This is a genomic window from Streptomyces sp. NPDC039736, from assembly GCF_055596485.1.
The window spans coordinates 114,207-137,408 of sequence record NZ_JBVIUQ010000003.1; the positions used below are offsets into that span (position 1 = coordinate 114,207).

A 23,202-nucleotide genomic window follows, 5' to 3' on the forward strand; every position below is an offset into this window, starting at 1 on the left:
CCCTCGGGTTCGCCGCCGGCCCCACGCGGGGCGGCGAACTCCCCCGGACGCCCACCCGGGCGTGACCCCCGGCGGCCTCAGGGGCAGGCGAGGAACTCGACGTCCAGGGCAGGAGCGGGGCCCGTTCCGCTGTCGCGGACCGTGAGGGAGCCGCCGTCGCCCCAGGTCAGCTCGTACGAACCGGCCGCGACCGGCCGGTGTCCGGCGTCCACCTCCCAGGTCCCCGAGGGCGTCCGGGCCAGCCCCGGGTCCCCGACCGCGTACACCTCTCCGCGTCCGCTCTCCAGGAACGACTCCTCCCGCACGACGGCCGTGCAGCCCCCCGGCCCCGTGGGCGCGAGAACCCGGTACTCCGCGCCGTTGACCATGTCACTCAGGGCGCCCTGCCCGCAGCCCAGCGCGGCCGCGGCCGTCAGCAGGGCGAGAGCGAGGAGCAGGCGCAGGGTCCTCCGGGAGGGCATGGACTCCGCGCCGGACGCCGCGTACCGGCGCACGCCCCGGACGTAGTGGACGCCCAGGAGGATCAGCGACACGGCGAGCAGCACCGCGCCCGACTGCCAGCCGGGCACGGCGTACCCGCCGACGAGCGCCAGCGGGCCGCTCCAGCCCGCCACGGCGGCGAGGACCCCGCAGACCGCGCCGGTCGCAAGGAAAGGGGAGTTCCGGATCACCTCGGAGGACCGCTTCCGCCCGGGGTCGCGCGGACCGCGTCGAGGACCGGGGAGAGGGGGCGGTCCGCCTGCTGGGGGCCGGTCCCGCGCACGGTGGACGGGGCGATCCCGGTGACGAGTCGGACCGGGCCGGCGGCCGTGAGGTCCGGCCGGGCGGTTCCGTCGCGCCGGGCGTGGGAGAGGACGCCCGCCGCCGCGTCCGGGACGAGGCGGCGGCGGTCGGCACCCAGGGCGCACGGGCGCTCCGGCAACAGGGCGTCGCTGATGCCGTGTTGGTCCCGGGCGTGGGCGAGCAGAGCGGACGCCCACCGGGCCGACGCCTCGTCGGCGGCGAGGTCTTCGACCGCCGGCGGCTCGCCCGCCCGCGCGTGGAGCGACCCGACCCGGTCCGCGAGCACCGCCGCCAACGGCACCTGCCGGTGCGGAAAGCGGCGGTGGAGGGTCCCGGGTCCGACATCCGCCCGGCGGGCGATCCCGTGGAGCGGGGCCCCGGGGCCCGGTGCCGCGAACACCTGAGGGGCGGCGGCCACCGGCCGGTCCCGCTTCAGGCGCGTGTCCGTACGGCGCGGCGGCGGCGCGGCGTCGCCGGGTGCGGTCGTCATCGGGGTTCTGCCCTTCGGTCGTGCCCGGGGACGGCCAAGCGGAGAAGTTCTCCGTAGCGTACTGCCCAGCAGAGGCAGAACTTCTCGACAGCGGCGCACGGTTGCTCCCCCGCCGGTCCGTCCCGGGGATCAGCCCAGGCCCGCGGCCTTCAGGAGCCGCTCGACGGTGCCCAGGACGCGGGTGGTGGCCGGGACGCCGGTGAGGCGTTCCACCTCGGTGGTCGGGCTGCCGCCGGCCGCTCCGTCCCGGGTCTGGCGGACGAGGCTCAGGACCAGCCCCTCGTACAGGCCGACGAACTCGACGTCGTCCTTCGGGTTCGCCCAGGGCAGGGTCACGCCGAGCGGGGTTCCGCCGTCGAAGAAGGTGAGCGCCGGGCGGCGGGCGGGGTCGCTCGTGTCGTACGCGGAGAAGGGCGACTCGCCCATGATCGCGGCCAGTTCGGCGAGGTCGCGCACCATGCCGGGTTCGGTGAATCCGGCGGCGGTACGGAGCCGGGCCGCGGCCTTGGCGACGACGCCGGTGGGGTCCTCGGCGGTGAACAGGACCGTGCCGTTCGTCTGGAAGGAGCGGACCTGGCGGGCTCCGGCCTCGGTCAGCGCGCCCTCCAGGGTGGCGCGGTCGGGGCTGTTGCGGTGGCCGAGGTTCAGGTTGCGGTAGAAGACCACCGAGGAGGGCGGGGCGGGTGATGCGGGGGCAGGTGTCATGCCGGGACAGTAGGGCATGGGGCGGGGCGGCCGGCCCTGATTCCCGGCCCTGATTCCGTACGTCCCGCATGCCCCATACGTAACGTACGACTTGTACGGCAGTCGACAGCTCCGCCCTCCCTCCGTCGCCCCGGCACCAGAACCCCGGAGTTTCGAGGGCTCAGCTTCCGGCCCCGTACCCCATCTCCCAGGCCCGCACCGCGATCCCGACGCGGTTGTGGACGCCCAGCTTGCGCTGGATGCTCGCGACGTGGGTCTTGACCGTGCCCGCCGAGATGAACATCCCGGCGGCGATGTCGGCGTTGGTCAGCCCCTCCGCGACCTTCCCCGCGATCTCCCGCTCGCGCGGGGTGAGCGGTTCGGGGGTGGTCGCGGCCCCCGGCATGCGGCCGGGCCCGGGGGCGGTGACGTGCTTGAGCAGGCGGACCGTGACCGAGGGGCTGATCAGGCTGTCCCCCGCGACGGCCGCCCGTACCGCCTCCACCAGCAGGGCAGGCCCCGAGCGCTTCAGCAGGAAGCCGGAGGCGCCGTGCCGCAGCGCCGGATACACGTACTCGTCCAGGTCGAAGGTCGTCACGATGACGATCTTCACGGGCAGCCGGTCCCCCAACTCCTGCACGGTGCGCGTCAGTTGGAGTCCGTCCAGGCGCGGCATGCGTACGTCGACGAGTGCGACGTCGGGGCGCAGCAGCCGCATCCCCTCCAGCGCCGCCGCTCCGTCGGCGGCCTCCCCGACGACCTCGATGTCCTCCTGCGCCTCCAGTACGCGCCGCATGCCGCGGCGCACCATGTCCTGGTCGTCGGCGAGCAGAACTCGCAGGGAACGCGGCGGAGTTGCTGGAGTGGGGTGCGGTCGGCGGCTCACGGACGCCAGCGTAGACGGGACGGCCGCGGGCCACGGCGAGCGCCTCGGGAACGCCGGCCGGGCCCCCGTCTTCCGACTCGCACAGACAGAGGCGGGGCCCGGATCGGCCTGGGTCACTCGGGCCCACCCCGCCCCCGGACGAGGCCCGTGGAGGAGCGCTCCCCCACACGACGAGGCGACCGTGACTTCGGCAGCGGGCACGACCGGATGGGGCGCGGACCCGGCGAAGAGGTGGGCGCGGGCTGCTGACAGACCGGCTACTCGCGAGTAAGGTCGCGCGGGTCGACGAACGGAGTTCCCATGGCCCGCACCTTCACCGTGTCCCGCAGCATCCGCGTCGAGGCACCGCCGCAGTCCGTGTACGACCAGGTCAGCCGGCCCGCGCTGATGGGCCGGTGGAGTCCCGAGAACCTGGGGGCGACCGTGCCCGGCGGGGAGGACGGGCCCGCCCGCGTGGGCCAGGTCTTCGACGGGCACAACAAGCGCGGCGCGTTCCGCTGGACCACCCGGTGCACGGTCGTCGAGGCCGAGCCGGGCCGCGGCTTCGCCTTCCGCGTGCACGCGATCGGCCTGAAGAACCCCCGGCTGAAGGCCCCCATCGCGACCTGGCGGTACCGGTTCGAGGAGGACCGGGCGGGCGGGACGAAGGTGACCGAGACCTGGACGGACGACCGCCGGTCCTGGCCGGCCCTCGTCGCGAACGCCTTCGACCTGGTGGCCACCGGCGGCCACACCTTCGCCGCCTTCCAGGTCCGCAACATCGACCGGACGCTGAAGAACCTCAAGCGGGAGCTGGAGTCCGGGGCAGCTCCAGCACCGAACCCGCGTGCAACGTGAGACGTACGGGACGGAAGTCGACGGCGTCGAGCGGCAGCGTGCCCGTCCCGGACGACCGGGCGTAGCGCGGGTGGGCGCCCCCGCTGACCTGGAGCCGGACGCGGTGCCCGATGCCGAAGCGGTACGACGTCGGACTCAGCGCCACGTCCACGGCGGCCGGGCCGGACCCTGACGTGCGCACCGCCGCGAGCCCGTCGCACACGTTCACCGCGCGGCCGTCCCCGGCCACGTCGCACAGCCGCACGAAGAGATCGGCGAACCCGGTGTCGGTGGAGACCCGGATGCGGCCCCGGGCGGCTCCGCGCACGTCGAGGGGTGCGGTGAGCACGGGCCCGTCGAAGGTGAGGACGTCGTCGCGCGCTTCGAGGGCGGTCTGGTCGCGGGGTCCGGCGTCGGGGCCGAGCCCGGGGCCGCCGACGGAGGGGGTGGGGTCGTCGGGGTCGTAGCGGAAGGAAGCGAGGGGCGCCTCGTCCGTGGGGGCTTCCGCCAGGAGCCGGCCCCGCGCAGCGAGGTACCAGGGGGCGGCCCGCTCCTCCGCCCAGTCCGCCAGGTCCTCCCACTTCCCGTCGCCTCCCCGGTGCACACGCACCGCTGTGGGCCGCAGAGCTGACGGATCGCCACAGAGGTGCGCGCGCAGCCAGGCCAGCGTCTCGGCGAAGACGTCGGGCCAGCCCTGCTGGAGCGTGGAGTTGTGGGTCCACGGGCCGACCAGCAGGGCCGCCTCGCAGCCCGCGTTCCGCAGCCGGGCGTACTGCGCGAAGGTCTGGCCGCACAGCGCGTCGTACCAGCCGGTGACCAGGCTGACGGGCACGGTCGCCCGCTCGGCGGCCCCGGCGAGGCAGGCCCCGTCCCAGTACGGGTCGGCGGGGTCGGGGTGGGCCATCGCCCCGTCCAGCCAGGGGAGTCGGCCGAGGGCGGGTTCGTACGCGCCACGGAGCGGGCGGGCGGCGACGATGCGGCGCAGGTGGCGCTTCAGACGGAGGGTGGACCGCAGGAAGGGCACGGTCCCCCGTTGCTGGTACTCCACACCCGTACCGGCCGCCAGGGAGATCTCCAGGTGGAGTGCGCCGTCGGTGTGGAAGAGGGCGTGGGGGTCGTGCAGGCCGATCTGGACGGCCATCGCCTTCAGCTCCGGCGGCGGGTCGAGGGCGAGGGCCCACTGGGTGTAACCGAGGTAACTGGGGCCGACGGTGCCCAGCACCCCGTTGAACCAGGGCTGCCGGCGGAGCCAGGCGACGGCCGCCTGCCCGTCGGACGGTTCGTTGCGCCAGTAGTGGAAGTCGCCGCCGGAGCCGCCCGTGCCCCGGCAGCTCTGGACGACCACGTGGAAGCCCTGCTCGGCGAAGAGGATGCCGTACATCGGCGACCAGGGCAGGGCGCGCCCGTAGGGCGACCGCACGAGCAGGGTCGGGAAGTCGCCCCCGCCCCGGGGGAAGTAGTGGTCGGTCACGAGCGGCGTCCCGTCGGCGGCCGGGACCGCGATGCCGGGTTCGAACCCGACCCCGTACCGGGCGGCGGGCAGTCCGCGCCAGGTGGCGCGCATCAGCCGCGAGGCGAGCGGCGGCCTCTTCACCCCTCGGGTGCTCCCGGTCTCCTGCTGTGTCGAACGCATCGGTCCATCCCCTCCCACTTAATTTCGTACGTTGTACGAGAATAGCTGATGCTTGGATGGACCCCATGGGCGGAACCCGCCCCGCGCACGCCCGCCCCATGCACTCCAGGAGCCGAGGACCCATGCCCCGCGCCGACAAGCCGACCCCGCCCCCGGTCGACCCGGAACAGCTCTGGCTGGGCACCGGCGCGAACCGCTCCGGGCGGGGCCGCAGACCCGCTTTCACCAGGGAGGCGATCACCGCGGCGGCGGTGGCGCTCGCGGACGCGGAGGGCCTGGAGGCGGTCACGATCCGCCGGGTGGCGGCGGAGGTCGGCGCGGGCGCGATGTCGCTCTACAGCTACGCGCCGGACAAGGAGACCCTGATCGAGCTGATGGTGGACCACGTCACCGCCGAACTGCTCCCGCCGCCCGCGCCCACCGGCGAATGGCGCGCGGACCTCAAGGCCGTGGCCCGCCTTCAGCGCGCCCACATGCTCCGCCACCGCTGGCTGCCGGCGGCCCTCACCACCCGCCGTTCGCTCGGCCCGAACGCGCTCGCCTTCCTGGAGGGCGTCCTGGCGGCCCTGCGCCCGACGGGCCTGGACGGCGGGGCCAGGCTGGAGGTCTTCAGCCAGCTCACGGGTTTCGTCTCGGCGTACGCGGCCAACGAGCTCACCCGCGCCCGGGCCGCCGACGACCCGGCACGCGCGGCGGCCGAGATCCGCTACCTGACGGCGGTGGCGTCCGACGGGGCGCACCCGGAACTGGCGGCGGCCCTGGCCGCCCCCGCGCGGTCGCTGTCGCCGGACGCGCTGTTCGCCCGGTTCCTGGACCGGCTGGTGGACGGACTCGACGCGGGTCGACCGATGAGTTCCGGGGACGCGGCGGGTCCTGTCTCCCGAAGACAGTGATCGCAGCTTCCCGCCCCGTGGAGGAACCATGAGCGACAGCCACGTATGGCCCCTGGTGCACGCCGAGCGTGCGGCGCTCCTCATCGACCTCGACCGGCTCGACGACGCGCAGTGGGAGAAGCAGTCCCTCTGCGCGGGCTGGACCGTGCACGACGTGGCCGCCCATCTGGCGGACACCTGGAAGACGACCCGGCTCGGCTTCGTGGCCGCCATGGTCCGCGCACGCTTCGACTTCGACCGGCAGAACGCGGCGGGCGTCGCCCGCGAGCGGAGGGCCACCCCGCAGGAGACCCTGGAGGAGCTGCGGCAGGCGGCCGGACGCCGCTCGACGCCCCCGGCGCCGCTCGACACGCGGCTGGTCGAGGAGGTCGTCCACGGCGAGGACATCCGCCGCCCGCTGGGGCTCATGCACACCTACGCACCGGAGGCCGTGGTCCGCGCGCTGCGCCTCCAGACCCGTACGTCCGCGTCCCTGGGCGGGGCGAGGGAACGGGTGGCGGGGGTCCGCCTCACGGCGACGGACTCCGCCGCCGTGACCATCGGCGACGGCCCCGAGGTGAGCGGAACGGCGCTCGCGCTCCTCCTCGCGGTGTCGGGCCGGAAATCGGCCCTGGACGAACTGGAGGGGCCGGGGGTGGCCGTACTGACGAACGAGCCGTGAGCCTGCCGGGCCCCATTCCCGGAGCCAGTCCCTCTCAGTCCCTTTCCGTCCCGCGCCAACGGGCTGACCTGCGACGATGCCCGAGGGGCCGAACGAGGGACCGAAGCGCGCCAACTCCCGGGCCGGTCCCGGGATTTCGGCCTGCCGGACCGGCGCACGCGCCTTCTCGGGCCCGTCAGTCCCCGGGCTTCTCCCACACCGATACGTGCTTCTCGCTCTCGTTGGTGAACGGCTCGCCCCGCCACCCCTCCCAGCGGGCCCGCAGCCGCATGCCCGCCAGTTGGGCCATCAGGTCGAGTTCGGCGGGCCACACATAGCGGAAGGGGATGGAACGGTACGAGCCGCGTCCCCCTTCGACCTCGATGTAGTTCGAGCTCATCGACTGGGTGGCCACCTCGTAGCGGTCGAACGCCCAGCGGGTGGGGGTCGCCCGCATCGGGACCGCCTCCTGGCCCGGAGGCAGCAGCCGCAGTTCGGGCACCCCGACCTCGACGACGAAGGCGCCGCCCGGGGCGAGGTGGGCCGCCGCGTTGCGGAAGCACGCGACCTGGGCCTCCTGGGTGGTGAGGTTCATGATGGTGTTGAAGACCAGGTAGACCAGGGTGAAGCCGCCCGGCTCGTACGGTCCGTCGGCGCGGGCGGTCGCGAAGTCCCCGATGGTGACCGGGAGTTCCGCTCCCCCCTCCTTCGCCCGCATGCGTTCGACCATCGCGCGGGACAGGTCGATGCCGTGCACCGGCACTCCCCGGCGGGCCAGCGGGAGAGCGATCCGGCCGGTGCCGACGGCGAACTCCAACGCCGGGCCTCCCGCCGCGAGTTCGGCCAGCAGGTCGACGGCGGGGTCGACCGCGGAGGGGCTGAACATGCCGCCCGTCTCGGGGTCGTCGTAGGTCGCTGCCACGGAGGCGCCGAAGTAGCCGTCCTCGGGTGCGTCGGGGAGGGTGCCGGGGACCGTGTCGGAGCCGGCGGAGTCGTCGGGGGCGGTGGAGCCGGGGGCGGTGGAATCGGGAGCAGCGGAGCCGGGGGCCTGCGTCACGTCGTGTGCGTCTGCGATGTCGTCCACCGCGGAACCGTACTGCGGGGCGGACGCACGACGCACGCCCATTTCCGGGCCCGGGCCGGAGCGGGGGGCGGACCCGGAACCGAGGCGGCGGCCGTCACCACCGCCGACGCACGGTGGCCTTGCCGCCGGTCACCAGACTCGCCGCCGGAACGTCGTCGGCGACGACCGCGCCCGCCGCGATCACCGCGTCCCGGCCGATGCTGACGCCGGGCAGGATGGTGGCCCCGGCGCCGATCCACACGTTCTCGGCCACGTCGATGGGCGCGCCGGTGAGGTACAGCCGCCGCTCCTCGGGGTCGACCGGGTGCCCGCCGGTGATGAAGGTGACCTTCGGGCCGATCATCACGCGCTCGGCGATGCGGATGCCGGCGTAGTCCAGGAACGTGCAGTTCTGGTTGATGAACACGCGCTCGGCGAGGTCGAGACGGAGGCCGTGGTCCGTGTAGAAGGGCGGATAAACGGTGACCCCCGACGGCAGCGGCCTGCCGAGGATCTGTTCGAAGAGCTCGGCCTTTCCCGCCTCGTCCTCGAAGGGCAGGACGTTCAGGCGGGAGGTCAGCTCGGTGACCCGGAGCACCCTCTCGGCCATGGCACGGAACTCGTCGCTGTGGATGCGCATGAGGCGTTCGCTGGGCATGCCGCGATCCTTCCGTGCGGGCACGCGCCGTGCAAACGGCAGCACCCTTGCCACTCCCTTGACCTCAAGCACGGTTGAGGCAAAATGATCGGGCTCATGACCGAGACCACGGGCACCCGGACCCCGCACACCGAGATCCGCGCCCTCACCGACCGCGCCGAGATCACCGACCTCTTCGACCGCTACCTGCGCTCCCTCGACGACGTCCACGCCGACGGCGGCCGGGCCCTCGACGCGGCGTGGGCAGCCGCCTTCTTCACCGAGGAGGCCACCACCGCCACCCCCGCCGGACAGGTCGCGGGCCGGTCCGCCGTCCTGGCGAACGTGTCCGCCGCCATGCGCCTGTTCGCCCGTACCGTGCACTTCGGCTCGAACTACGTCATCGAGGTCGACGGCGACCGGGCCGCCCTGCGCGGCAACCAGCTCAGCACCCACGTACTGGCCGATGGCGGCGAGCTGTTCGTCTCCGGCGGCCGTACGGACAACGAACTCGTCCGCACCCCTGCCGGGTGGCGGCTGCACCGCGCCGACCTGCACATCGCGTGGACGCAGGGCACCCGGCCGGCCCTGGCGTCCGTGCTCCCCCAGTCCTAGCGACGGGGCTCGAAGGCGCTTTCGGCCAGGGTGAGCCGGCCGGGCCGAGGAACGTCCGCCGGGGCCCGGCGGAGGCCGAGGAGGGCCGGCAGGACGCGCATGTCGTCGAAGAGGACGGTGCCCGGACCCGCGAGGCGTTCCGGCTTCGTCAGCCCTCCGTGGTAGCCGAAGGACCGCATTCCGGCCGCGCGGGCGGCCCGGACGCCGTACGGACTGTCCTCGACCACCGCACAGCGCTCCGGCGGGACGCCCAGGGAGCGGGCCGCGTGGAGGAAGAGGTCGGGGGCGGGTTTGCCGAGGGCCACGTCGGAGGCGCTGAAGATGCGGGAGTCGTCGAAGTGCGGGTCGAGGGAGGTGAGGCTCAGGCTGCGGCGGATGTCCTGGTGGCGGCCGTTGGAGGCGACGCAGAAGGGCGTCGGGCCGAGGCGGACGAGGACGTCGGCGATGCCGTCGACGGCGGTGAGCCCGGCCTCGAAGGCCTCCAGGTAGAGGTGCTCGTACGCGTCGAGCCAGTCCGGGGCGAGGCGGCGGCCGAGACGCTGCTCGACGGCGGCGGTGTAGACCTCGTAGGAGCAGCCGACGAAGGTCTCGACGATCTCGGCCTCGGTGAAGGGGCAGCCGAGTTCGGCGGTGATGCGGGCGTCGACCTGGACGCAGAGGCGCTCATTGTCGACCAGGACGCCGTCGCAGTCGAAGATGACGAGGTCCACGGGGTCCTGACGGCTCGGCGGGCTCGCGTCGTACGTGCGTGCGGTCATGGGGCGAAGGGTAGGCCGGGACCCGGCGGACCCCGCAAGGGGTCGCACCGCCCCCCGCGGGTCCGGGGGCGTCGAGCGGGCGGCGGTCGTAGGCTGTGGGCATGCGGGAGGCGGGGGTGAGAGCGGTTGCCGGGCGACCCGGGGGCGTACGGTGAGGTGACGCATCGTCACATCTGGTACGTCTCCTACGGATCCAACACCCATGCGGCCCGGCTCGGCCGGTACCTCGATGGGTGCCGGGACAGTCGGCCGCCCCTCGCCACCGAAGCCGTCGAGCTCGGCGGGGTGCTGTACTTCGCCACCGAGTCCCTCCTCTGGACCGGTGGGCGGGCCTTCTACGATCCGGGCGCGCCGGGGCGGGTGCTGGCGCGGGCGTACCTGGTGAGCGCCCAGCAGTTCTGCGACGTCGCCGCGCAGGAGATGTACCGGCGGCCCGGCCCCGGCACGGACCTCGACCTGGGTCGGGCGGTGCGGGAGGGGAGGGTGGAGGTGGGCCCCGGGCGGTACGAGACCCTGGTGTGCGCCGGGAGGCGGGCGGGGGTGCCGATGCTCACCTTCACCGCGCCCTGGGGCGTGCACGACGTGCCGTGGAACCGGCCCGCGCCGGCCTATCTGGCACACCTGTACGCGGGCCTCACCGAGACCGGCGCCTGGCCGCCGGAGGATGTCGCCGCGTACCTCGCTGCGGCCCCGGGCGCCGCCGGGCACTGGAGCGCGGAGGAGGTCGCGGCGCTCCGCCCGGGGCCTCCCGGTCCTGCGGGGCGGGCGGCACGGTCGGCTCCTCCCCCGCCCCGGCCCTGATCGTCGTGGCAGCCCGGGACTACAGCTTGATCCACTCGCTGGAGGCGGTGACCTCGTCCAGGATGTCGGCGACCGGTTCGACGCCCAGCCCCGGGCCCGTGGGGACGGCGAGGTGGCCGTCGGCCAGTTCGAAGGGGGCGGTGATGTCGGTGGCGAAGTACCGGCGGGAGCCGGAGGTGTCGCCGGGGAGGGTGAAGCCGGGGAGCGCGGCGAGGGCGACGTTGGCGGCGCGGCCGAGTCCGGTTTCGAGCATGCCGCCGCACCAGACGGGGACGCCGTGCGCGACGCACAGGTCGTGGATGGCCTTGGCCTCCAGGTAGCCGCCGACCCGGCCGGGCTTGATGTTGATGATGGAGGCGGCGCCCAGGGTGATCGCCGCCGCCGCGTCCTCGGCGGACTCGATGGACTCGTCGAGGCAGACGGGGGTGGCGAGTTGGCGGGCGAGGGCCGCGTGCTGGACGAGGTCGTCGTCGGCCAGCGGCTGCTCGATCAGGAGGAGGTCGAAGGCGTCGAGTGTGGCGAGGTGGCGGGCGTCGGCGAGGGTGTAGGCGGCGTTGGCGTCGACCTGGAGCAGCAGGTCGTCGCCGAAACGCTCGCGGACGGCGCGCACGGGGGCCACGTCCCAGCCGGGCTCGATCTTCAGCTTGATGCGGACGTAGCCCTCGGCGACGAACCCTTCGACGGCGTCCAGGAGTTCGGGGACCGATTCCATGATGCCGACGGAGACACCGCAGGGGACGCGGGTGCGATCGGCTCCCAGGTACCCGCCGAACGACTGACCCGTCGCGCGGAGCTGGGCGTCGAGCACGGCCGTCTCCAGTGCCGCCTTGGCCATCCGGTGGCCCTTGAAGGGCTTCAGCGCGCGCTTGACGCCGTACGCGTCGGCGGCCTCCGGCAGCGCCGGGATCAGGAAGCGGCGCAGCACGTCCTGCGCCCCGTCGACGTACTCGGAGCTGTAACGGGGCTCCGACATCGCGACGCACTCGCCCCAGCCCTCGCCCTCGGGAGTGACCACGCGCACCAGCAGGACGTCGCGGGCGGTCTCGACGCCGAAGGAGGTGCGGAAGGGGGCGCGCAACGGCATGGCGATGCGGCGGAGTTCGATTCCGGTGATGTTCAAGGGAGTTGGCTCCTGGACTACTGGGCTACTGGGCTACTGGGCTGCTGATGAGGTTCGTTCGACGACGTAGGCCGCGCGGTCGTGGAAGCCCGTGACGCGGGCGCCGTCGGCCAGCAGGCCGCCGAGGACCTCGCGCAGGGCCAGCCGCCATTCCTTGGCGGCCCCCGGATCGGTGCGGCGCAGGCCCTCGATGTCGGCGGGGACCTCCACGAGGAGGGTGCGCGCGTCGAGGTCCCGGGCGACGGCGGGACGGCCCTCGCGGACCGCGAGTGCGGTCGCCGCTTCGGCGGGGGCGGCCGTCGCCGGGGCGGGGCCGGCGGTCAGGTCCCAGGAGATCAGGGCACGGTCCGATTCGTCGCCGTCGTTGATGGCGTCGGCCATGTCCCCGTAGAAGCGGGGCAGGTACTCGACGGGGCGCGCGCCCAGCTTGGTGAGGTTGAAGTGGGCGTTGCGGCGGACGAGGGGGTCGTAGGTCCAGGTGATGCGGCTCAGCCCGCGGGCCAGGGCCCAGTCCCGCTGGTGGAGCTTGAGGGCGAGGCCCGCCGCACGGCCGGGCAGGGCGCCGGTGACGTGCGAGTGGAGGGCTTCGCCGGCGGGGGCGGCGAAGAAGCCGACGGCCGCGCCGACCAGGCGGTCGTCCTCGTAGGCGCCCGCGACGTAGTTACCGGAGTGGGAGAAGGCGCGCATCACCTCGGGGCTGACCGGGGAGCCGCCCGGGGGCGAGCCCCAGATCCGCTCGAAGAGCGCGGCCACGGCTTCGAGATCGTCCAGCTCGTGCAGTTCGCGGACGGCGAGGGGGGAGGCGGGGCCGACCGTACCTTCGGGGGCGGGACTCATCGGATCGCCCCGACCGCCAGAACGGCTCATCGGGCCGCTGCCGCCGCCACAGTGGCTCATCGCGTCGCCTCCACCGCCATGACCGCTCATCGGGCCGCCTCCGCGTCCACGACGTGCCGCACGAGAGCCGCCAACAGGCGGGTGCGGGGCACGAGTTCAGCGGCGATCACGTGCTCGTGGTCGGCGTGCGCGCCGCCGCCGACCGCGCCGAGCCCGTCCAGGGTCGGGCAGCCGACCCCGGCGGTGAAGTTGCCGTCCGAAGCGCCGCCGACGGCGGTCGACGCCAGCTCCCCGATGCCGAGCGTACGGGCCAACTCCCGCGCGGTGGCGAAGAGTCCGGCGGAAGCGGTCTCCTCCAGCGGGGGCCGGTTGGGGCCGCCCCGTACCTCCACCCGGGCCCCCGGCAGCGTCGCCTTCAGGGCGCGCAGGGCCGTGTCCGCCTTCTCCTGCGCGGCCAGGGTCGGGACCCGTACGTCGACCGTGACGGTCGCCGTCGCCGGAACGGTGTTGGACGTCGAACCGGCGGTGACGACCGTGGGCGTCACCGTGGTGCGCCAGCCCTCGGACTCCCCGGCGTTGATCCCGGCGGTGACGGCGTCCAGCGCGAGGGTCAGATGGGCGGCCTCGATGGCCGCGTTGACGCCCTTCTCGGGTTCGAGGCCGGAGTGGGCGGCCTTTCCGTGCGCCACCAGTTCGTACTGGGAGGTGCCCTTGCGGCCGGTCTTGAGCGCACCGCCGTCCGCCGACGCCTCCAGCACGAAGGTGGCCGCGCACTCGCGCGCGACCTCCTCGATCAGCGCCCGCGAGGCGTCCGAGCCGACCTCCTCGTCCCCGGTGACCAGCACGCAGATCCCGTCGAGCGAGGGCAGTGAGGCCAGCGCGTGGAAGACCATGACCAGGCCCGCCTTCATGTCGAAGACGCCGGGGCCGCGCACGATGCCGTCGGTGACGGACCAGGGGTGGGTCGTCAGCGAGCCCATCGGCCACACCGTGTCGTGGTGGCCGAGCAGCAGCACGCGCGGCGTGCCGAACGTCCACTTCAGATGGGTCACCCCGGCCACGACGATCCGCTCGGGCTCGGCGCCGAGGTGCCGGGCCCCCTGCGCGGCGACGACGTCCGCGCTGCGGGCGACGGCCGCGAGGTCGGCCGAGAAGGACTCGCAGACGACGAGCTCCTCCAGGTCGGCCAGCATCCGGGCCAGTTGTCCGCCGTCCGGGGTCGCGGACGGGGCGGGAGGCGGGGTGGGGGACGGAGTGGGGGGCGGGGCGGGGGTGGCAGCCGTGGACACGGGCGCGGACGGGGCCGGGGACGGTTCGTTCGTCGGGTCGGCGTTCACCTTCGGCTCCTCAGTGGCGACAGCGCATTCCGCAGCGGGCATTCCTTCTGAGGACCACGCTAGGCGAGCACGCCGATCTGCGGTTTGTGCGGACGGACCAAGGGCGGGGCCCCCGTTGGTCCACCTGCACAACACCCTCCCCGGAAACCCCCGCCCCCCGGGGACCACGCGTACGTCCGGGAGGCCCGCTTCCGCGGCGGGCGCCGCACGCCTAGGGTCGACGGCATGGCCGAGCCCGCCCGTACCGAAGAGACCTCCCCGTCCGTGTTCCCCGGCGGCGCCGAGCTGTTCCGGCTCGGCCCCGCCGTGGCGCACCTCAACCACGGGTCCTTCGGGGCGGTGCCCCTTCCCGTGATGGCGGCCCAGCAGCGTCTGCGGGACGAGGCCGACGCCGATCCGGACGCCTTCTTCCTGGCTGCACCGGACCGAACAGCGCAGGCCAGGACCCGTATCGCACAGCACCTGGGCACGGATCCGGAAGGTTCGGCGCTCGTCGCCAACGCCACCGAGGCGGCGAACCTCGCGCTGGACGCGGCCGGGCTCTCGGCCGACGACGAGGTCCTCGTCACCGACCACGGGTACGGGACCGTCGTGGCGGCGGCAGCGCGCCGGGCCCGCGTGGTGACGGTCGCCCTGGACCCGCTGCTTCCGGACGAGGAGGCGGTGCGCAAGGCCGTCCTGGCCGGGATCACTCCGCGCACCCGCCTCGTCCTGCTCGACCACATCAGCTCGCCCACGGCCCGTTTCATCGCCGCCCCCGCGCTCCTCTCCGACCTGAGGGAACGCGGGATCGTCACGGTCGTCGACGGGGCGCACGCGCCGGGGACCCTGGCAGATCCGCTCGCCGGGAACCCGGACTTCTGGTTCGGGAACCTGCACAAGTGGGGGTACGCGCCGCCGGGCAGCGCCCTGCTGACGGTCGCGCCGCGCTTCCGGGACCGGGTGCCCGCGCCGGTCCCCTCCTGGGAGGACGAGCGGGGGTTCCCGCGCTCGGTGGAGTACCGGGCGACGGTGGACTACACGGGGTGGCTGGCCGCACCCGAGGGCCTCGACCTGCTCGCCCGGCTGGACGCGCCCCGGGTGCGCCGGCACAACAGCGCGCTGGCCGCGTACGGGGCGCGACTGCTGGCCCGCGTCCCGGGGCTGACCCCCTTGCCGTACGACGAACGCCTCCCGATGCGCGCCCTGCGCCTGCCGCCGGGCTTCGCGAGGACGCCGGCGGAGTCGGTCGCGCTGCGCGAGGAGATCGCGGGACGCCTGGGCTTCCGGGTCCTGGTCTGGCCCTGGCCGGGCGGGGGCGGCATCCGGATCAGCGGCCAGATCTACAACACGCCGCAGGAGTACGAGCGGTTGGCGACGGCGCTGGGAAGGCTGCTGGACGGCCGCTGAGCGGGGGCCCGGCGCGCGCCCAGGAGCCGGGATGCCGGAGGGCCCGGGGAGTCGGGGGGAGACCCGCAGGAGTGACTACCCCGCCCCCACGACCGCCGCAGCCCCCGGCGGCCACGCCGTGAACCTCTTGGGGCGGGGCGGCGCGAACGTGCGGACCTTCGAGGTCCGCAGCCCCAGCCGCACCAGCGACTCCGCGATCGTGACCGCCGCCGCGACCCCGTCCACCACCGGCACCCCGGTCCGCGCCACCACCCGCTCGGTGAGTCCCGCCATCCCGCCGCAGCCCAGGCAGATGACCTCCGCGCGGTCCACCTCCACCGCAGCGACGGCCTCCGCGACAATGGCCTCGACCGCCGCCGAGGGGTCGCGTTCCAGGTCCAGCACCGCCAGCCCGCTCGCCCGCACCGACGCGCACCGCGCCGAGAGCCCGGCCAGCGCGAGCCGGTCCTCGATCAGCGGAACCGCGCGGTCCAGGGTCGTCACCACCGAGTAACTCCGCCCGAGGAACTGGGCCGTCGAGGCCGCCGCCTCGGTGATGTCCACCACCGGAACGTCCAGGAGCTCCTGGAGGCCCTCGCGCCCGTGCTCCCCGTACCCCGCCTGAATCACCGCGTCGAAGGGGCCGGGGTGGGAACGTACCGCCTCCATCACGGCGATCGCCGCCAAGTGGCTCTCGTAGTTGCCCTCCACCGACTCCGCCCCGAAGGCGGGCGTGAGCGGCACGATCTCGGTGCCCGGCGCGGCCGCGGCCACGGCCTGCGCGCCGATGCTCCGCGTCATGGACTCGGTGGTGTTGACGTTGACGACCAGCAACCGCATGAATGATTCCGCTTCTTCGGGAGGTTCTTCGGGAGGCTCGTTCGGGGGGATTCTTCGGAGGCTCACGGGAGGTTCACGCGCTCGGCACCGCGATGGCCTCGCCGTCGGCGTCGGCGTACTCCGGGGGACGCGCGCCCCGGCCGGGCAGGACGACGTACAACAGCCCCGCCAGCACCGTCCCGATGAACCAGGAGAAGCCCGAGATCCCCGAGAAGTACGGCACGAAGGCGACGACGACGGCGATCGCGGCGGTCGGGACGAGGGCGGTCACCGCGCGCGGGTTGACGCCGCTCCGGTAGGCGTAGGCGCCCGCCGGGTCCTCCGTGTAGAGGTCGGGGACGTTGATCCGGGTCCGGCGCACCAGCCAGTAGTCCGCCATCACGATGCCGAACACCGGGCCGAGCAGCGCCCCGAGCCCGCCGAGGAAGTACTCGACCACGACGGGGCTGTTGTAGAGGTTCCAGGGCAGGATGACCAGGCCGAGCACCGCGCTGACGATGCCCGCCCGCCGGAAGTCCAGCCTCTGCGGGAAGAGGTTGACCAGGGTGTAGACGGGGGCGACGAAGTTCGCCATGAGGTTGACGGCGACGGTCAGCAGGATCAGCGCCAGCGAGGCCAGGACCAGCAGGAAGGTGCTGGGGATGGCCTGGACGATGTCAGCGGGGCTCGCGATCACCGTGCCGTTCAGCTCGAACTGCGCGCCGCTCAGCACCACCACGATGCCCGCGAAGAAGAGCATGTTGACCGGGATGCCGATCAGGTTTCCGGCCAGCACCGAGCGGTTGCTCCGGGCGGAGCGCGTGAAGTCGCAGAAGTTGAGGACGAAGGTGCCGTAGATGACGACCCAGAGGGCGGCCGCCTCCAGGATGTGCACGAAGCGCTCGCCGCCGGTGTACGGGTTCCCGGCGTCCACCGCGATCGTCCAGTCCGCCTTGGCGAACATCCACACCGCGAGCGCCAGCATCGTGATCAGCACGGCGGGCGCGGCCACCGCGATGTACTTCCGGATGACGTCCATCCCGTAACTGACGATCAGGACCTGCACGGCCCACAGGATCAGGAAGGACAGCCAGCCCAGCGCCGAAAGCCCGAGGAAGGAGCTGCCCTCCCAGCCCCCGAGCCCCGGTATCAGCGTCATGAGCAGCGCCGAGAGCACCGAGGAGGCGAGATACGTCTGGATGCCGAACCAGGCGACGGCCACTCCGCCCCGGATGACGGCCGGAAGCTGCGCACCCCTGATGCCGAAGGAGATGCGGCTCATCACCGGGAACGGCACGCCCGTCTTCGAGCCCATGGCGCCGGACAGGCTGAGCAGGACGAAGAGGAGGGCGGAGGCCAGGACGAACGCGACCAGGATGTCCCACACGCTCATCCCGAGGGCGAACAGGCCGATCGCGAAGGCGTAATTGCCGAGGCTGTGCACGTCGTTGGCCCAGAGCGTGAAGACGTTGTAGCCGCCCCAACTGCGGCCGGCCCTCTTCGTCGGGGCGAGGTCGGGACTGTAGAGGCGGGGGCTGGTGCCCGGGGGCCCGTCACCGGCCACCGGGCCGACGGCGGACTGTGCCCCGTCTGCGCGCACTGCGTCCTGAGCTGTGGTCACACCAGCCACCCTTCTCAGCGATTTCGGTATACGAAACCGTGCTACCGAAGCAAGTGACGGGGACGCTACGGCCGCCTTCCTGGGACAGTCAAGAGATCTGCCCGAGAAAATGGGATACCAAATACAGAATCCGTCGCCCGCCCGGGCACACAAAAGGGGCGAGCCGCCACTGCGCGACCCGCCCCGAACTGCCCTCTCCGCCCCCCTCCGGAACTCCCCCGCCCCCCCTACTCCTCCTTCGCCCCGCTCAGGTGCGCCGCCGCCGAGTTCCGCCCCGACTCCAGGTGCTTGGCGACGAGTTCCTCGACGCGGGGTACGTCACGGGCCGCGATCGCGTCGTACAGCCCCTCGTGCTCGCGCGCCACGTCGAGCAGGTCGTCGTGCCGCACCTGCAACCACCGCAACCGGCTGCGCAGCGTCGCCTCCAACTCGCTGAGCAGGTCGTTCGCGGCCAGCGAGGTGGCCGTCTGGTGGAAGTCGGCGGCCGCCCGCCGGGCCGTCACCGCGTCCCCGCGCCGCGCGGCCTCGAACTCCGCGTCCAGATCGGCCCGCAGCTTCGCCAGCCCCTCGCGGGTGCGCCGCTGCGCGGCCAGCCGGAAGGTCAACGTGTCCAGTGCGGACCGCACTTCGTCGATGTCGGCGATGTCGGTCGGGGTGAACTCCCGCACCACCGCCCACGTACGCGGCCGGGGCGTCACGAGCCCCTCGTTCACCAGGGCCTTGAGCGCGTCCCGGATCGGCAGCCGGCTCACCCCGAGCTCGGCGGCGAGCTCACGCTCGACGAGCTTGCTGCCGGGCGGCCGCACCCCGTCGAGGATGTCGTCGCGCAGTTGCCGGGTGACCCGATCCGACTCGGGCTCGAAGCCTTCAGAACCTGCCATGCGGCACATCTTCTCATCAGGCGGTTGTCGCTTCGTACGAACGCTCGCCCCGGCCCGCCCGCACTCCTCCGCGAGCGCGCTCACACGTCCCGGCGGCGCACGACGACCACCGCGAGCACGACGGAGGCCGACGGCCGGCCTCCGTGTTCACGGTGCCGGACCAGGACGGCCCCACCTCTTCCCGACCACCCCTTGACCCTGCATGGTCCAGACCAATAGCGTCCGCTCATGCGACGAAGACTCCTGAAAGGGTCGGCCCTCGTGGCCGCCGCCTGCGTCACTTCGCTCCTCGCCACCCTGGCCCCCTCCGCCTCCGCCGCCCCAGCGGCTCCCGACGCTCCACCGGCCGCCCAGCAGGCCGGGCACGGCGACCGGCCCGCCCTCCGCCGGGTCGGCTACTTCACCCAGTGGGGTGTCTACGGCCGCGACTACCAGGTCCAGGACCTGGACACCAGCGGCACCGCCGCCCGCCTCACCCACCTCAACTACGCCTTCGGCAACGTCGACAAGAGCGGCAAGTGCTTCCTCACGCCGGTCCCCGGTGAGAGCGATCCGTGGGCCGACTACCAGCGCCCGCTGGACGCCGCGAACTCCGTCGACGGAACAGCCGACACCGACACCCAGGCACTCGCCGGGAACTTCAACCAGATCAAGGAGCTGAAGGCCAAGCACCGGGGCCTGAAGGCGATGATCTCGCTGGGTGGTTGGAGCTGGTCGACCCACTTCTCCGATGCCGCCCTCACCCCCGCCTCCCGCAAGGCCCTCGTCACCTCCTGCATCGACCTGTACATCAAGGGCAACCTGCCCAAGGACGGGGCGCGCGGCGGCGACGGCGCGGCCGAGGGCGTCTTCGACGGCATCGACCTCGACTGGGAGTGGCCGGGCTCCGAGGGCGACGCCGACACGGTCTACCGCCCCGAGGACAAGCAGAACTTCACCGCGCTGGTACGGGAGTTCCGCAGCCAGCTCGACGCGCTCGGCAAGCAGAGGCGCACGCACTACGAACTCTCCGCCTTCGTGCCGACCGCCGACGCCAAGATCGACGCCGGTTTCGAGGTCCGCAAGATCATGAAGGACTTCGACTTCGTCAACCTCCAGGGTTACGACTTCCACGTCAGCGGCGAGAAGAAGACCGCCCAGCAGTCGGCCCTCTTCGCCCGGAACGACTTCAGCGTGCACGGCACGGTCCAGTCCTGGCTGAAGCGCGGCGCACCGGCCCGCAAGCTGGTCGTCGGCATGCCGTTCTACGGGCAGGGCTGGACCGGCGTCACCGGCGGCGGCGACGGCCTCGGCCAGCCCGCCGCCGGCCCCGCCCCCGCCACGTGGGCAGCGGGCTACGCGGACTACAAGGAGCTGAAGCCCCTCGTGCAGGCCGGGAAGTTCAAGGTCCACCGCGATCTGCTCGGCGGTCACGCCTGGCTCTTCGACGGCACCACCCTGTGGACGTACGACGACCCGCTGGTCCTCGCCGCCAAGGGCGCGTACGTACGGGCCCGGGGCCTGGGCGGCGTGATGGCCTGGTCGCTGGACGCGGACACCGCGGACGGCGAGCTCTACCGGGCGCTGGACCGGGGCCTCGGCCGGCGCTGACCGTACGCGGGGCCGGGGGTGCGCTCCCGACCGGGGACGCGCTCCCGGCCCCGGCGGTGTGCTCCCGACCGGGGACACGCCCCGGCCCCGGCGGTGTGCTCCCCGGCCCGAGCGCACCCCCGGCCCGGGAGGTCTCCTGACCGAGGGGGCGTGCCCCCGTGTCCCACGTCACGGTCCGGAAGGCGGACTCCGGGTCCCGGCGCACCCCTCCCGCCCCCTATCGTGGCCCGTGCAACTGGTTCGCCCTGCCCGCCAGGCAGCGGCGTCGCAAGAGGGAACCCGGTGGGAATCCGGGACTGCCCCGCAGCGGTGAGTGGGAACGAACGCCGTCATACGCACTGGGTCCGCACGGACCTGGGAAGCGACGGCCAGTAGGAATCCGCCGGAGTTCCGGTGGGTGTGCCCGCGAGTCCGAAGACCTGCCCGTTGCCCGCACGCGACCCGCTCGCGTGCGGACATCCCGGTGACCTCGTGGGCGGGTCGGCGTACAGATCAGGCGGAACGGCCGCTCCCCGCAAGGGAGTCGGCGGCCCGCCCGGTTCGTCGTCCCTTCGCGTCCGCGTCCCGTCGCCGGGGTGCTCAGGAGTCATCTCGCGAAGGAGATTTCCGTGACACCGAAGTCCGCAGCCGCGGCAGCACGCGCCACCGTGTACGGCTACCCCCGCCAGGGCGGGAACCGTGAGCTCAAGAGGGCCGTCGAGGGGTACTGGAAGGGCCGGGTCACCGCCGACGCCCTCCGGGCGACCGCGGCCGACCTGCGCCGTACGACATGGGAGCAGTTGGCCGGGGCCGGCCTCCACGAGGTGCCGACCGGCGACTTCTCGTACTACGACCACGTCCTGGACACCAGCGTCATGGTCGGCGCCGTCCCGGCACGCCACCGCGCGGCCGTCGACGCCGACCCCCTCGACGGGTACTTCGCGATGGCGCGCGGGAACCAGGACGTGGCCCCCCTGGAAATGACCAAGTGGTTCGACACCAACTACCACTACCTGGTGCCCGAGCTGGGCCCGGACACGGTCTTCACCGCCGACTCGTCCCAGCAGGTCGGCGCGCTGACGGAGGCCCTCGCGCTCGGCCACACCGCCCGGCCCGTGCTGGTCGGCCCGGTGACGTACCTCCTCCTGGCGAAGCCCGCCCCGGGCGTCGCCGCCGGCTTCGAGCCGCTGACCCTGCTGGACCGGCTGCTGCCCGTGTACGCCGAGGTGCTGGCCGACCTGCGGGCCGCCGGGGCCACCTGGGTGCAGCTCGACGAACCCGCCCTCGTCCAGGACCGCACCCCGGCCGAACTGAACGCCGCCGCCCGCGCCTACCGCGACCTGGGCACGCTCACCGACCGCCCGCAACTCCTCGTCGCCTCCTACTTCGACCGGCTCGGCGACGCCCTGCCGGTGCTCGCCAAGGCCCCGGTCGAGGGCCTGGCGCTGGACTTCACCGGTCCCGCCGCCGCCAACCTGGAGGCGCTCGCCGCCGTGGGCGGGCTGCCGGGCAAGCGGCTGGTCGCGGGCGTCGTCGACGGCCGCAACATCTGGATCAACGACTACGAGAAGTCCCTCGCCACCCTCGGCACGCTCCTCGGCCTGGCCGAGTGCGTCGACGTGGCCGCCTCCTGCTCGCTGCTGCACGTCCCCGTCGACGCGGCGGCCGAGCGGGACGTCGACCCGCAGGTGCTGCGCTGGCTCGCCTTCGCACGGCAGAAGACGGCGGAGGTCGTCACCCTGGCGAAGGGCCTCGCCCGGGGCACCGGCAGCATCACCGCCGAACTCGCCCGCAACCGGGCCGACTTGGCCTCCCGGGCCAACTCCCCCATCACCCGCGACCCGGCCGTACGGGCCCGGGTCGCCGCCGTGACGGACGCGGACGGCCGCCGCTCGGCACCGTACGAGCAGCGGTCCTCCGCCCAGCGCGCCGCACTCGGCCTCCCCCTCCTCCCCACCACCACGATCGGCTCCTTCCCGCAGACCGCCGAACTGCGCACCGCACGGGCCGACCTGCGGGCCGGCCGCATCGACGCGGCGGCCTACGAGGAGCGGATCAAGGCCGAGATCCGCGACGTCCTGGCCTTCCAGGAGAAGGCGGGCCTCGACGTCCTGGTGCACGGCGAGCCCGAACGCAACGACATGGTCCAGTACTTCGCCGAACGGCTGACGGGGTACCTGGCCACCCAGCACGGCTGGGTCCAGTCCTACGGCACCCGCTACGTCCGCCCGCCGGTCCTGGCCGGTGACATCTCGCGCCCCGAGCCGATGACGGTGCGCTGGACCTCGTACGCGAACTCCCTCACCGACCGCCCGGTGAAGGGCATGCTGACCGGCCCGGTGACGATGCTCGCCTGGTCGTTCGTACGGGACGACCAGCCGCTCGGCGACACGGCCCGGCAGGTCGCTCTCGCCCTGCGCGACGAGGTCGACGACCTGGAGGCGGCCGGCACTTCGGTCATCCAGGTCGACGAGCCCGCCCTGCGCGAGACGCTGCCGCTGCGCGCCGCCGACCGCGCCGGGTACCTGGCCTGGGCGACGGAGTCCTTCCGGCTCACCACCGGCGGGGTGCGCCCGGAGACCCAGATCCACACGCACATGTGCTACGCCGAGTTCGGTGACATCGTGCAGGCCATCGACGACCTGGACGCGGACGTCATCAGCCTGGAGGCGGCCCGCTCGCACATGCAGGTGGCGCGCGAGCTGGCCGCGCACGGCTATCCGCGCGAGGCCGGTCCCGGCGTCTACGACATCCACTCCCCGCGCATTCCCTCCGCCGAGGAGGCGGCGGCCCTGCTGCGCAAGGGACTTGAGGCGATCCCGCCGCAGCGGCTGTGGGTCAACCCGGACTGCGGCCTGAAGACCCGCGGCTGGCCGGAGACGCGCGCTTCCCTGGAGAACCTGGTGGCGGCGGCCAGGACCGTGCGCGACGAACTGCGTTAGCAGTTCATG

At 73.5% G+C, this 23,202-nt stretch carries 22 protein-coding genes and 1 riboswitch; of the genes, 8 read left to right on the top strand and 14 right to left on the bottom strand.

Annotation, left to right across the window (positions count from 1 at the left end; translation table 11 throughout):
* Positions 1-77 precede the first annotated feature (77 nt).
* From ACZ56L_RS09925 to ACZ56L_RS09940, 4 genes are all read right to left on the bottom strand, one after another.
* A complete protein-coding gene (locus ACZ56L_RS09925; protein ID WP_471062978.1) occupies positions 78-671 on the bottom strand; it encodes a hypothetical protein in 594 nt (197 codons plus the stop codon).
* On the bottom strand, positions 668-1,273 hold the full coding sequence (locus ACZ56L_RS09930) for a TetR/AcrR family transcriptional regulator (RefSeq protein ID WP_471062980.1): 606 nt from the start codon (positions 1,271-1,273) through the stop codon (positions 668-670). Before ACZ56L_RS09930 ends, ACZ56L_RS09925 begins: the two co-directional genes overlap by 4 nt.
* A 129-nt stretch (positions 1,274-1,402) precedes the next feature.
* Complete coding sequence (locus tag ACZ56L_RS09935) at positions 1,403-1,978, bottom strand: DUF1697 domain-containing protein (protein ID WP_471062982.1); 576 nt, start codon at positions 1,976-1,978, stop codon at positions 1,403-1,405.
* A 160-nt stretch (positions 1,979-2,138) separates the two neighbouring features.
* Positions 2,139-2,843, bottom strand: a complete 705-nt coding sequence (locus ACZ56L_RS09940; protein WP_401762648.1) for a response regulator transcription factor — start codon at positions 2,841-2,843, stop codon at positions 2,139-2,141.
* 300 nt (positions 2,844-3,143) lie between these two features.
* Here ACZ56L_RS09940 and ACZ56L_RS09945 point away from each other — a divergent pair, with 300 nt between their 5' ends.
* Complete coding sequence (locus tag ACZ56L_RS09945) at positions 3,144-3,680, top strand: SRPBCC family protein (protein ID WP_345219337.1); 537 nt, start codon at positions 3,144-3,146, stop codon at positions 3,678-3,680.
* Here ACZ56L_RS09945 and ACZ56L_RS09950 read toward each other — a convergent pair.
* The gene (locus tag ACZ56L_RS09950) at positions 3,625-5,223 is read right to left on the bottom strand and encodes a CocE/NonD family hydrolase (RefSeq protein ID WP_471063810.1); all 1,599 of its coding nucleotides are present in this window, start codon (positions 5,221-5,223) and stop codon (positions 3,625-3,627) included. The genes ACZ56L_RS09945 and ACZ56L_RS09950 overlap by 56 nt on opposite strands.
* Positions 5,224-5,414: 191 nt before the next feature.
* Between ACZ56L_RS09950 and ACZ56L_RS09955 the strand changes: the two genes are divergently transcribed.
* Both ACZ56L_RS09955 and ACZ56L_RS09960 read left to right on the top strand, forming a co-directional pair.
* Positions 5,415-6,185: a TetR/AcrR family transcriptional regulator gene (locus ACZ56L_RS09955; RefSeq protein ID WP_471062985.1), complete on the top strand. Its 771-nt coding sequence runs from the start codon at positions 5,415-5,417 to the stop codon at positions 6,183-6,185.
* Positions 6,186-6,213: 28 nt separating this feature from the next.
* A complete protein-coding gene (locus ACZ56L_RS09960; protein ID WP_471062987.1) occupies positions 6,214-6,846 on the top strand; it encodes a maleylpyruvate isomerase family mycothiol-dependent enzyme in 633 nt (210 codons plus the stop codon).
* Positions 6,847-7,021: 175 nt separating this feature from the next.
* Here the strand turns inward: ACZ56L_RS09960 and ACZ56L_RS09965 are convergent, their stop codons facing one another.
* Complete coding sequence (locus tag ACZ56L_RS09965) at positions 7,022-7,747, bottom strand: class I SAM-dependent DNA methyltransferase (protein ID WP_401762984.1); 726 nt, start codon at positions 7,745-7,747, stop codon at positions 7,022-7,024.
* A 256-nt stretch (positions 7,748-8,003) separates the two neighbouring features.
* Positions 8,004-8,546, bottom strand: a complete 543-nt coding sequence (locus ACZ56L_RS09970) for a DapH/DapD/GlmU-related protein (RefSeq protein ID WP_345219334.1) — start codon at positions 8,544-8,546, stop codon at positions 8,004-8,006.
* Positions 8,547-8,642: 96 nt separating this feature from the next.
* Between ACZ56L_RS09970 and ACZ56L_RS09975 the strand changes: the two genes are divergently transcribed.
* Positions 8,643-9,140: a nuclear transport factor 2 family protein gene (locus ACZ56L_RS09975; protein ID WP_471062989.1), complete on the top strand. Its 498-nt coding sequence runs from the start codon at positions 8,643-8,645 to the stop codon at positions 9,138-9,140.
* On the opposite strand, the gene ACZ56L_RS09980 is transcribed toward ACZ56L_RS09975, so the two are convergent.
* Positions 9,137-9,898, bottom strand: a complete 762-nt coding sequence (locus ACZ56L_RS09980) for an HAD family hydrolase (protein WP_471062991.1) — start codon at positions 9,896-9,898, stop codon at positions 9,137-9,139. The two genes, ACZ56L_RS09975 and ACZ56L_RS09980, sit on opposite strands and share 4 nt — an antisense overlap.
* Positions 9,899-10,054: 156 nt before the next feature.
* Between ACZ56L_RS09980 and ACZ56L_RS09985 the strand changes: the two genes are divergently transcribed.
* The gene (locus tag ACZ56L_RS09985) at positions 10,055-10,699 is read left to right on the top strand and encodes a histone deacetylase (protein ID WP_401762675.1); all 645 of its coding nucleotides are present in this window, start codon (positions 10,055-10,057) and stop codon (positions 10,697-10,699) included.
* Positions 10,700-10,718: 19 nt separating this feature from the next.
* On the opposite strand, the gene menC is transcribed toward ACZ56L_RS09985, so the two are convergent.
* The 3 genes from menC to ACZ56L_RS10000 all read right to left on the bottom strand — a co-directional run bounded on the left by menC (position 10,719) and on the right by ACZ56L_RS10000 (position 13,849).
* A complete protein-coding gene (menC, locus tag ACZ56L_RS09990; protein ID WP_471062993.1) occupies positions 10,719-11,819 on the bottom strand; it encodes an o-succinylbenzoate synthase in 1,101 nt (366 codons plus the stop codon).
* A 33-nt stretch (positions 11,820-11,852) separates the two neighbouring features.
* A complete protein-coding gene (locus ACZ56L_RS09995) occupies positions 11,853-12,656 on the bottom strand; it encodes a GNAT family N-acetyltransferase (protein WP_471062995.1) in 804 nt (267 codons plus the stop codon).
* 86 nt (positions 12,657-12,742) lie between these two features.
* Positions 12,743-13,849 (bottom strand): M20 family metallopeptidase, encoded by a 1,107-nt coding sequence (locus ACZ56L_RS10000; protein ID WP_471063812.1) that lies wholly within the window; start codon positions 13,847-13,849, stop codon positions 12,743-12,745.
* Between the two features lie 369 nt (positions 13,850-14,218).
* On the opposite strand from ACZ56L_RS10000, the gene ACZ56L_RS10005 reads away from it, so the two are divergent.
* Complete coding sequence (locus ACZ56L_RS10005) at positions 14,219-15,382, top strand: aminotransferase class V-fold PLP-dependent enzyme (protein ID WP_471062997.1); 1,164 nt, start codon at positions 14,219-14,221, stop codon at positions 15,380-15,382.
* A 75-nt stretch (positions 15,383-15,457) separates the two neighbouring features.
* Here the strand turns inward: ACZ56L_RS10005 and ACZ56L_RS10010 are convergent, their stop codons facing one another.
* The 3 genes from ACZ56L_RS10010 to ACZ56L_RS10020 form a co-directional block, all read right to left on the bottom strand.
* On the bottom strand, positions 15,458-16,201 hold the full coding sequence (locus ACZ56L_RS10010) for an aspartate/glutamate racemase family protein (protein WP_345219327.1): 744 nt from the start codon (positions 16,199-16,201) through the stop codon (positions 15,458-15,460).
* A gap of 73 nt (positions 16,202-16,274) precedes the next feature.
* Entirely contained in the window at positions 16,275-17,744 is a 1,470-nt protein-coding gene (locus tag ACZ56L_RS10015) for an NCS1 family nucleobase:cation symporter-1 (protein WP_471063814.1), read from the bottom strand.
* A gap of 284 nt (positions 17,745-18,028) precedes the next feature.
* Positions 18,029-18,682, bottom strand: coding sequence for a GntR family transcriptional regulator (locus tag ACZ56L_RS10020; protein ID WP_345219326.1), 654 nt, complete (start codon positions 18,680-18,682; stop codon positions 18,029-18,031).
* Positions 18,683-18,910: 228 nt separating this feature from the next.
* On the opposite strand from ACZ56L_RS10020, the gene ACZ56L_RS10025 reads away from it, so the two are divergent.
* Both ACZ56L_RS10025 and metE read left to right on the top strand, forming a co-directional pair.
* Positions 18,911-20,272, top strand: a complete 1,362-nt coding sequence (locus tag ACZ56L_RS10025) for a glycoside hydrolase family 18 protein (protein ID WP_471063000.1) — start codon at positions 18,911-18,913, stop codon at positions 20,270-20,272.
* Positions 20,273-20,491: 219 nt separating this feature from the next.
* Positions 20,492-20,713: riboswitch (cobalamin riboswitch) on the top strand.
* 167 nt (positions 20,714-20,880) lie between these two features.
* Positions 20,881-23,193: a 5-methyltetrahydropteroyltriglutamate--homocysteine S-methyltransferase gene (gene metE / locus ACZ56L_RS10030; protein WP_471063002.1), complete on the top strand. Its 2,313-nt coding sequence runs from the start codon at positions 20,881-20,883 to the stop codon at positions 23,191-23,193.
* Positions 23,194-23,202: the final 9 nt, after the last annotated feature.

Coding starts and splice junctions, on each gene's coding strand:
- ACZ56L_RS09930 (WP_471062980.1), bottom strand. CDS start 1,273: ATGACGACCGCACCCGGCGACGCCGCGCCGCCGCCGCGCCGTACGGAC.
- ACZ56L_RS09935 (WP_471062982.1), bottom strand. CDS start 1,978: ATGACACCTGCCCCCGCATCACCCGCCCCGCCCTCCTCGGTGGTCTTC.
- ACZ56L_RS09945 (WP_345219337.1), top strand. CDS start 3,144: ATGGCCCGCACCTTCACCGTGTCCCGCAGCATCCGCGTCGAGGCACCG.
- ACZ56L_RS09950 (WP_471063810.1), bottom strand. CDS start 5,223: ATGCGCGCCACCTGGCGCGGACTGCCCGCCGCCCGGTACGGGGTCGGG.
- ACZ56L_RS09955 (WP_471062985.1), top strand. CDS start 5,415: ATGCCCCGCGCCGACAAGCCGACCCCGCCCCCGGTCGACCCGGAACAG.
- ACZ56L_RS09960 (WP_471062987.1), top strand. CDS start 6,214: ATGAGCGACAGCCACGTATGGCCCCTGGTGCACGCCGAGCGTGCGGCG.
- ACZ56L_RS09970 (WP_345219334.1), bottom strand. CDS start 8,546: ATGCCCAGCGAACGCCTCATGCGCATCCACAGCGACGAGTTCCGTGCC.
- ACZ56L_RS09975 (WP_471062989.1), top strand. CDS start 8,643: ATGACCGAGACCACGGGCACCCGGACCCCGCACACCGAGATCCGCGCC.
- ACZ56L_RS09980 (WP_471062991.1), bottom strand. CDS start 9,898: ATGACCGCACGCACGTACGACGCGAGCCCGCCGAGCCGTCAGGACCCC.
- ACZ56L_RS09995 (WP_471062995.1), bottom strand. CDS start 12,656: ATGAGTCCCGCCCCCGAAGGTACGGTCGGCCCCGCCTCCCCCCTCGCC.
- ACZ56L_RS10000 (WP_471063812.1), bottom strand. CDS start 13,849: ATGCTGGCCGACCTGGAGGAGCTCGTCGTCTGCGAGTCCTTCTCGGCC.
- ACZ56L_RS10005 (WP_471062997.1), top strand. CDS start 14,219: ATGGCCGAGCCCGCCCGTACCGAAGAGACCTCCCCGTCCGTGTTCCCC.
- ACZ56L_RS10010 (WP_345219327.1), bottom strand. CDS start 16,201: ATGCGGTTGCTGGTCGTCAACGTCAACACCACCGAGTCCATGACGCGG.
- ACZ56L_RS10020 (WP_345219326.1), bottom strand. CDS start 18,682: ATGGCAGGTTCTGAAGGCTTCGAGCCCGAGTCGGATCGGGTCACCCGG.
- ACZ56L_RS10025 (WP_471063000.1), top strand. CDS start 18,911: ATGCGACGAAGACTCCTGAAAGGGTCGGCCCTCGTGGCCGCCGCCTGC.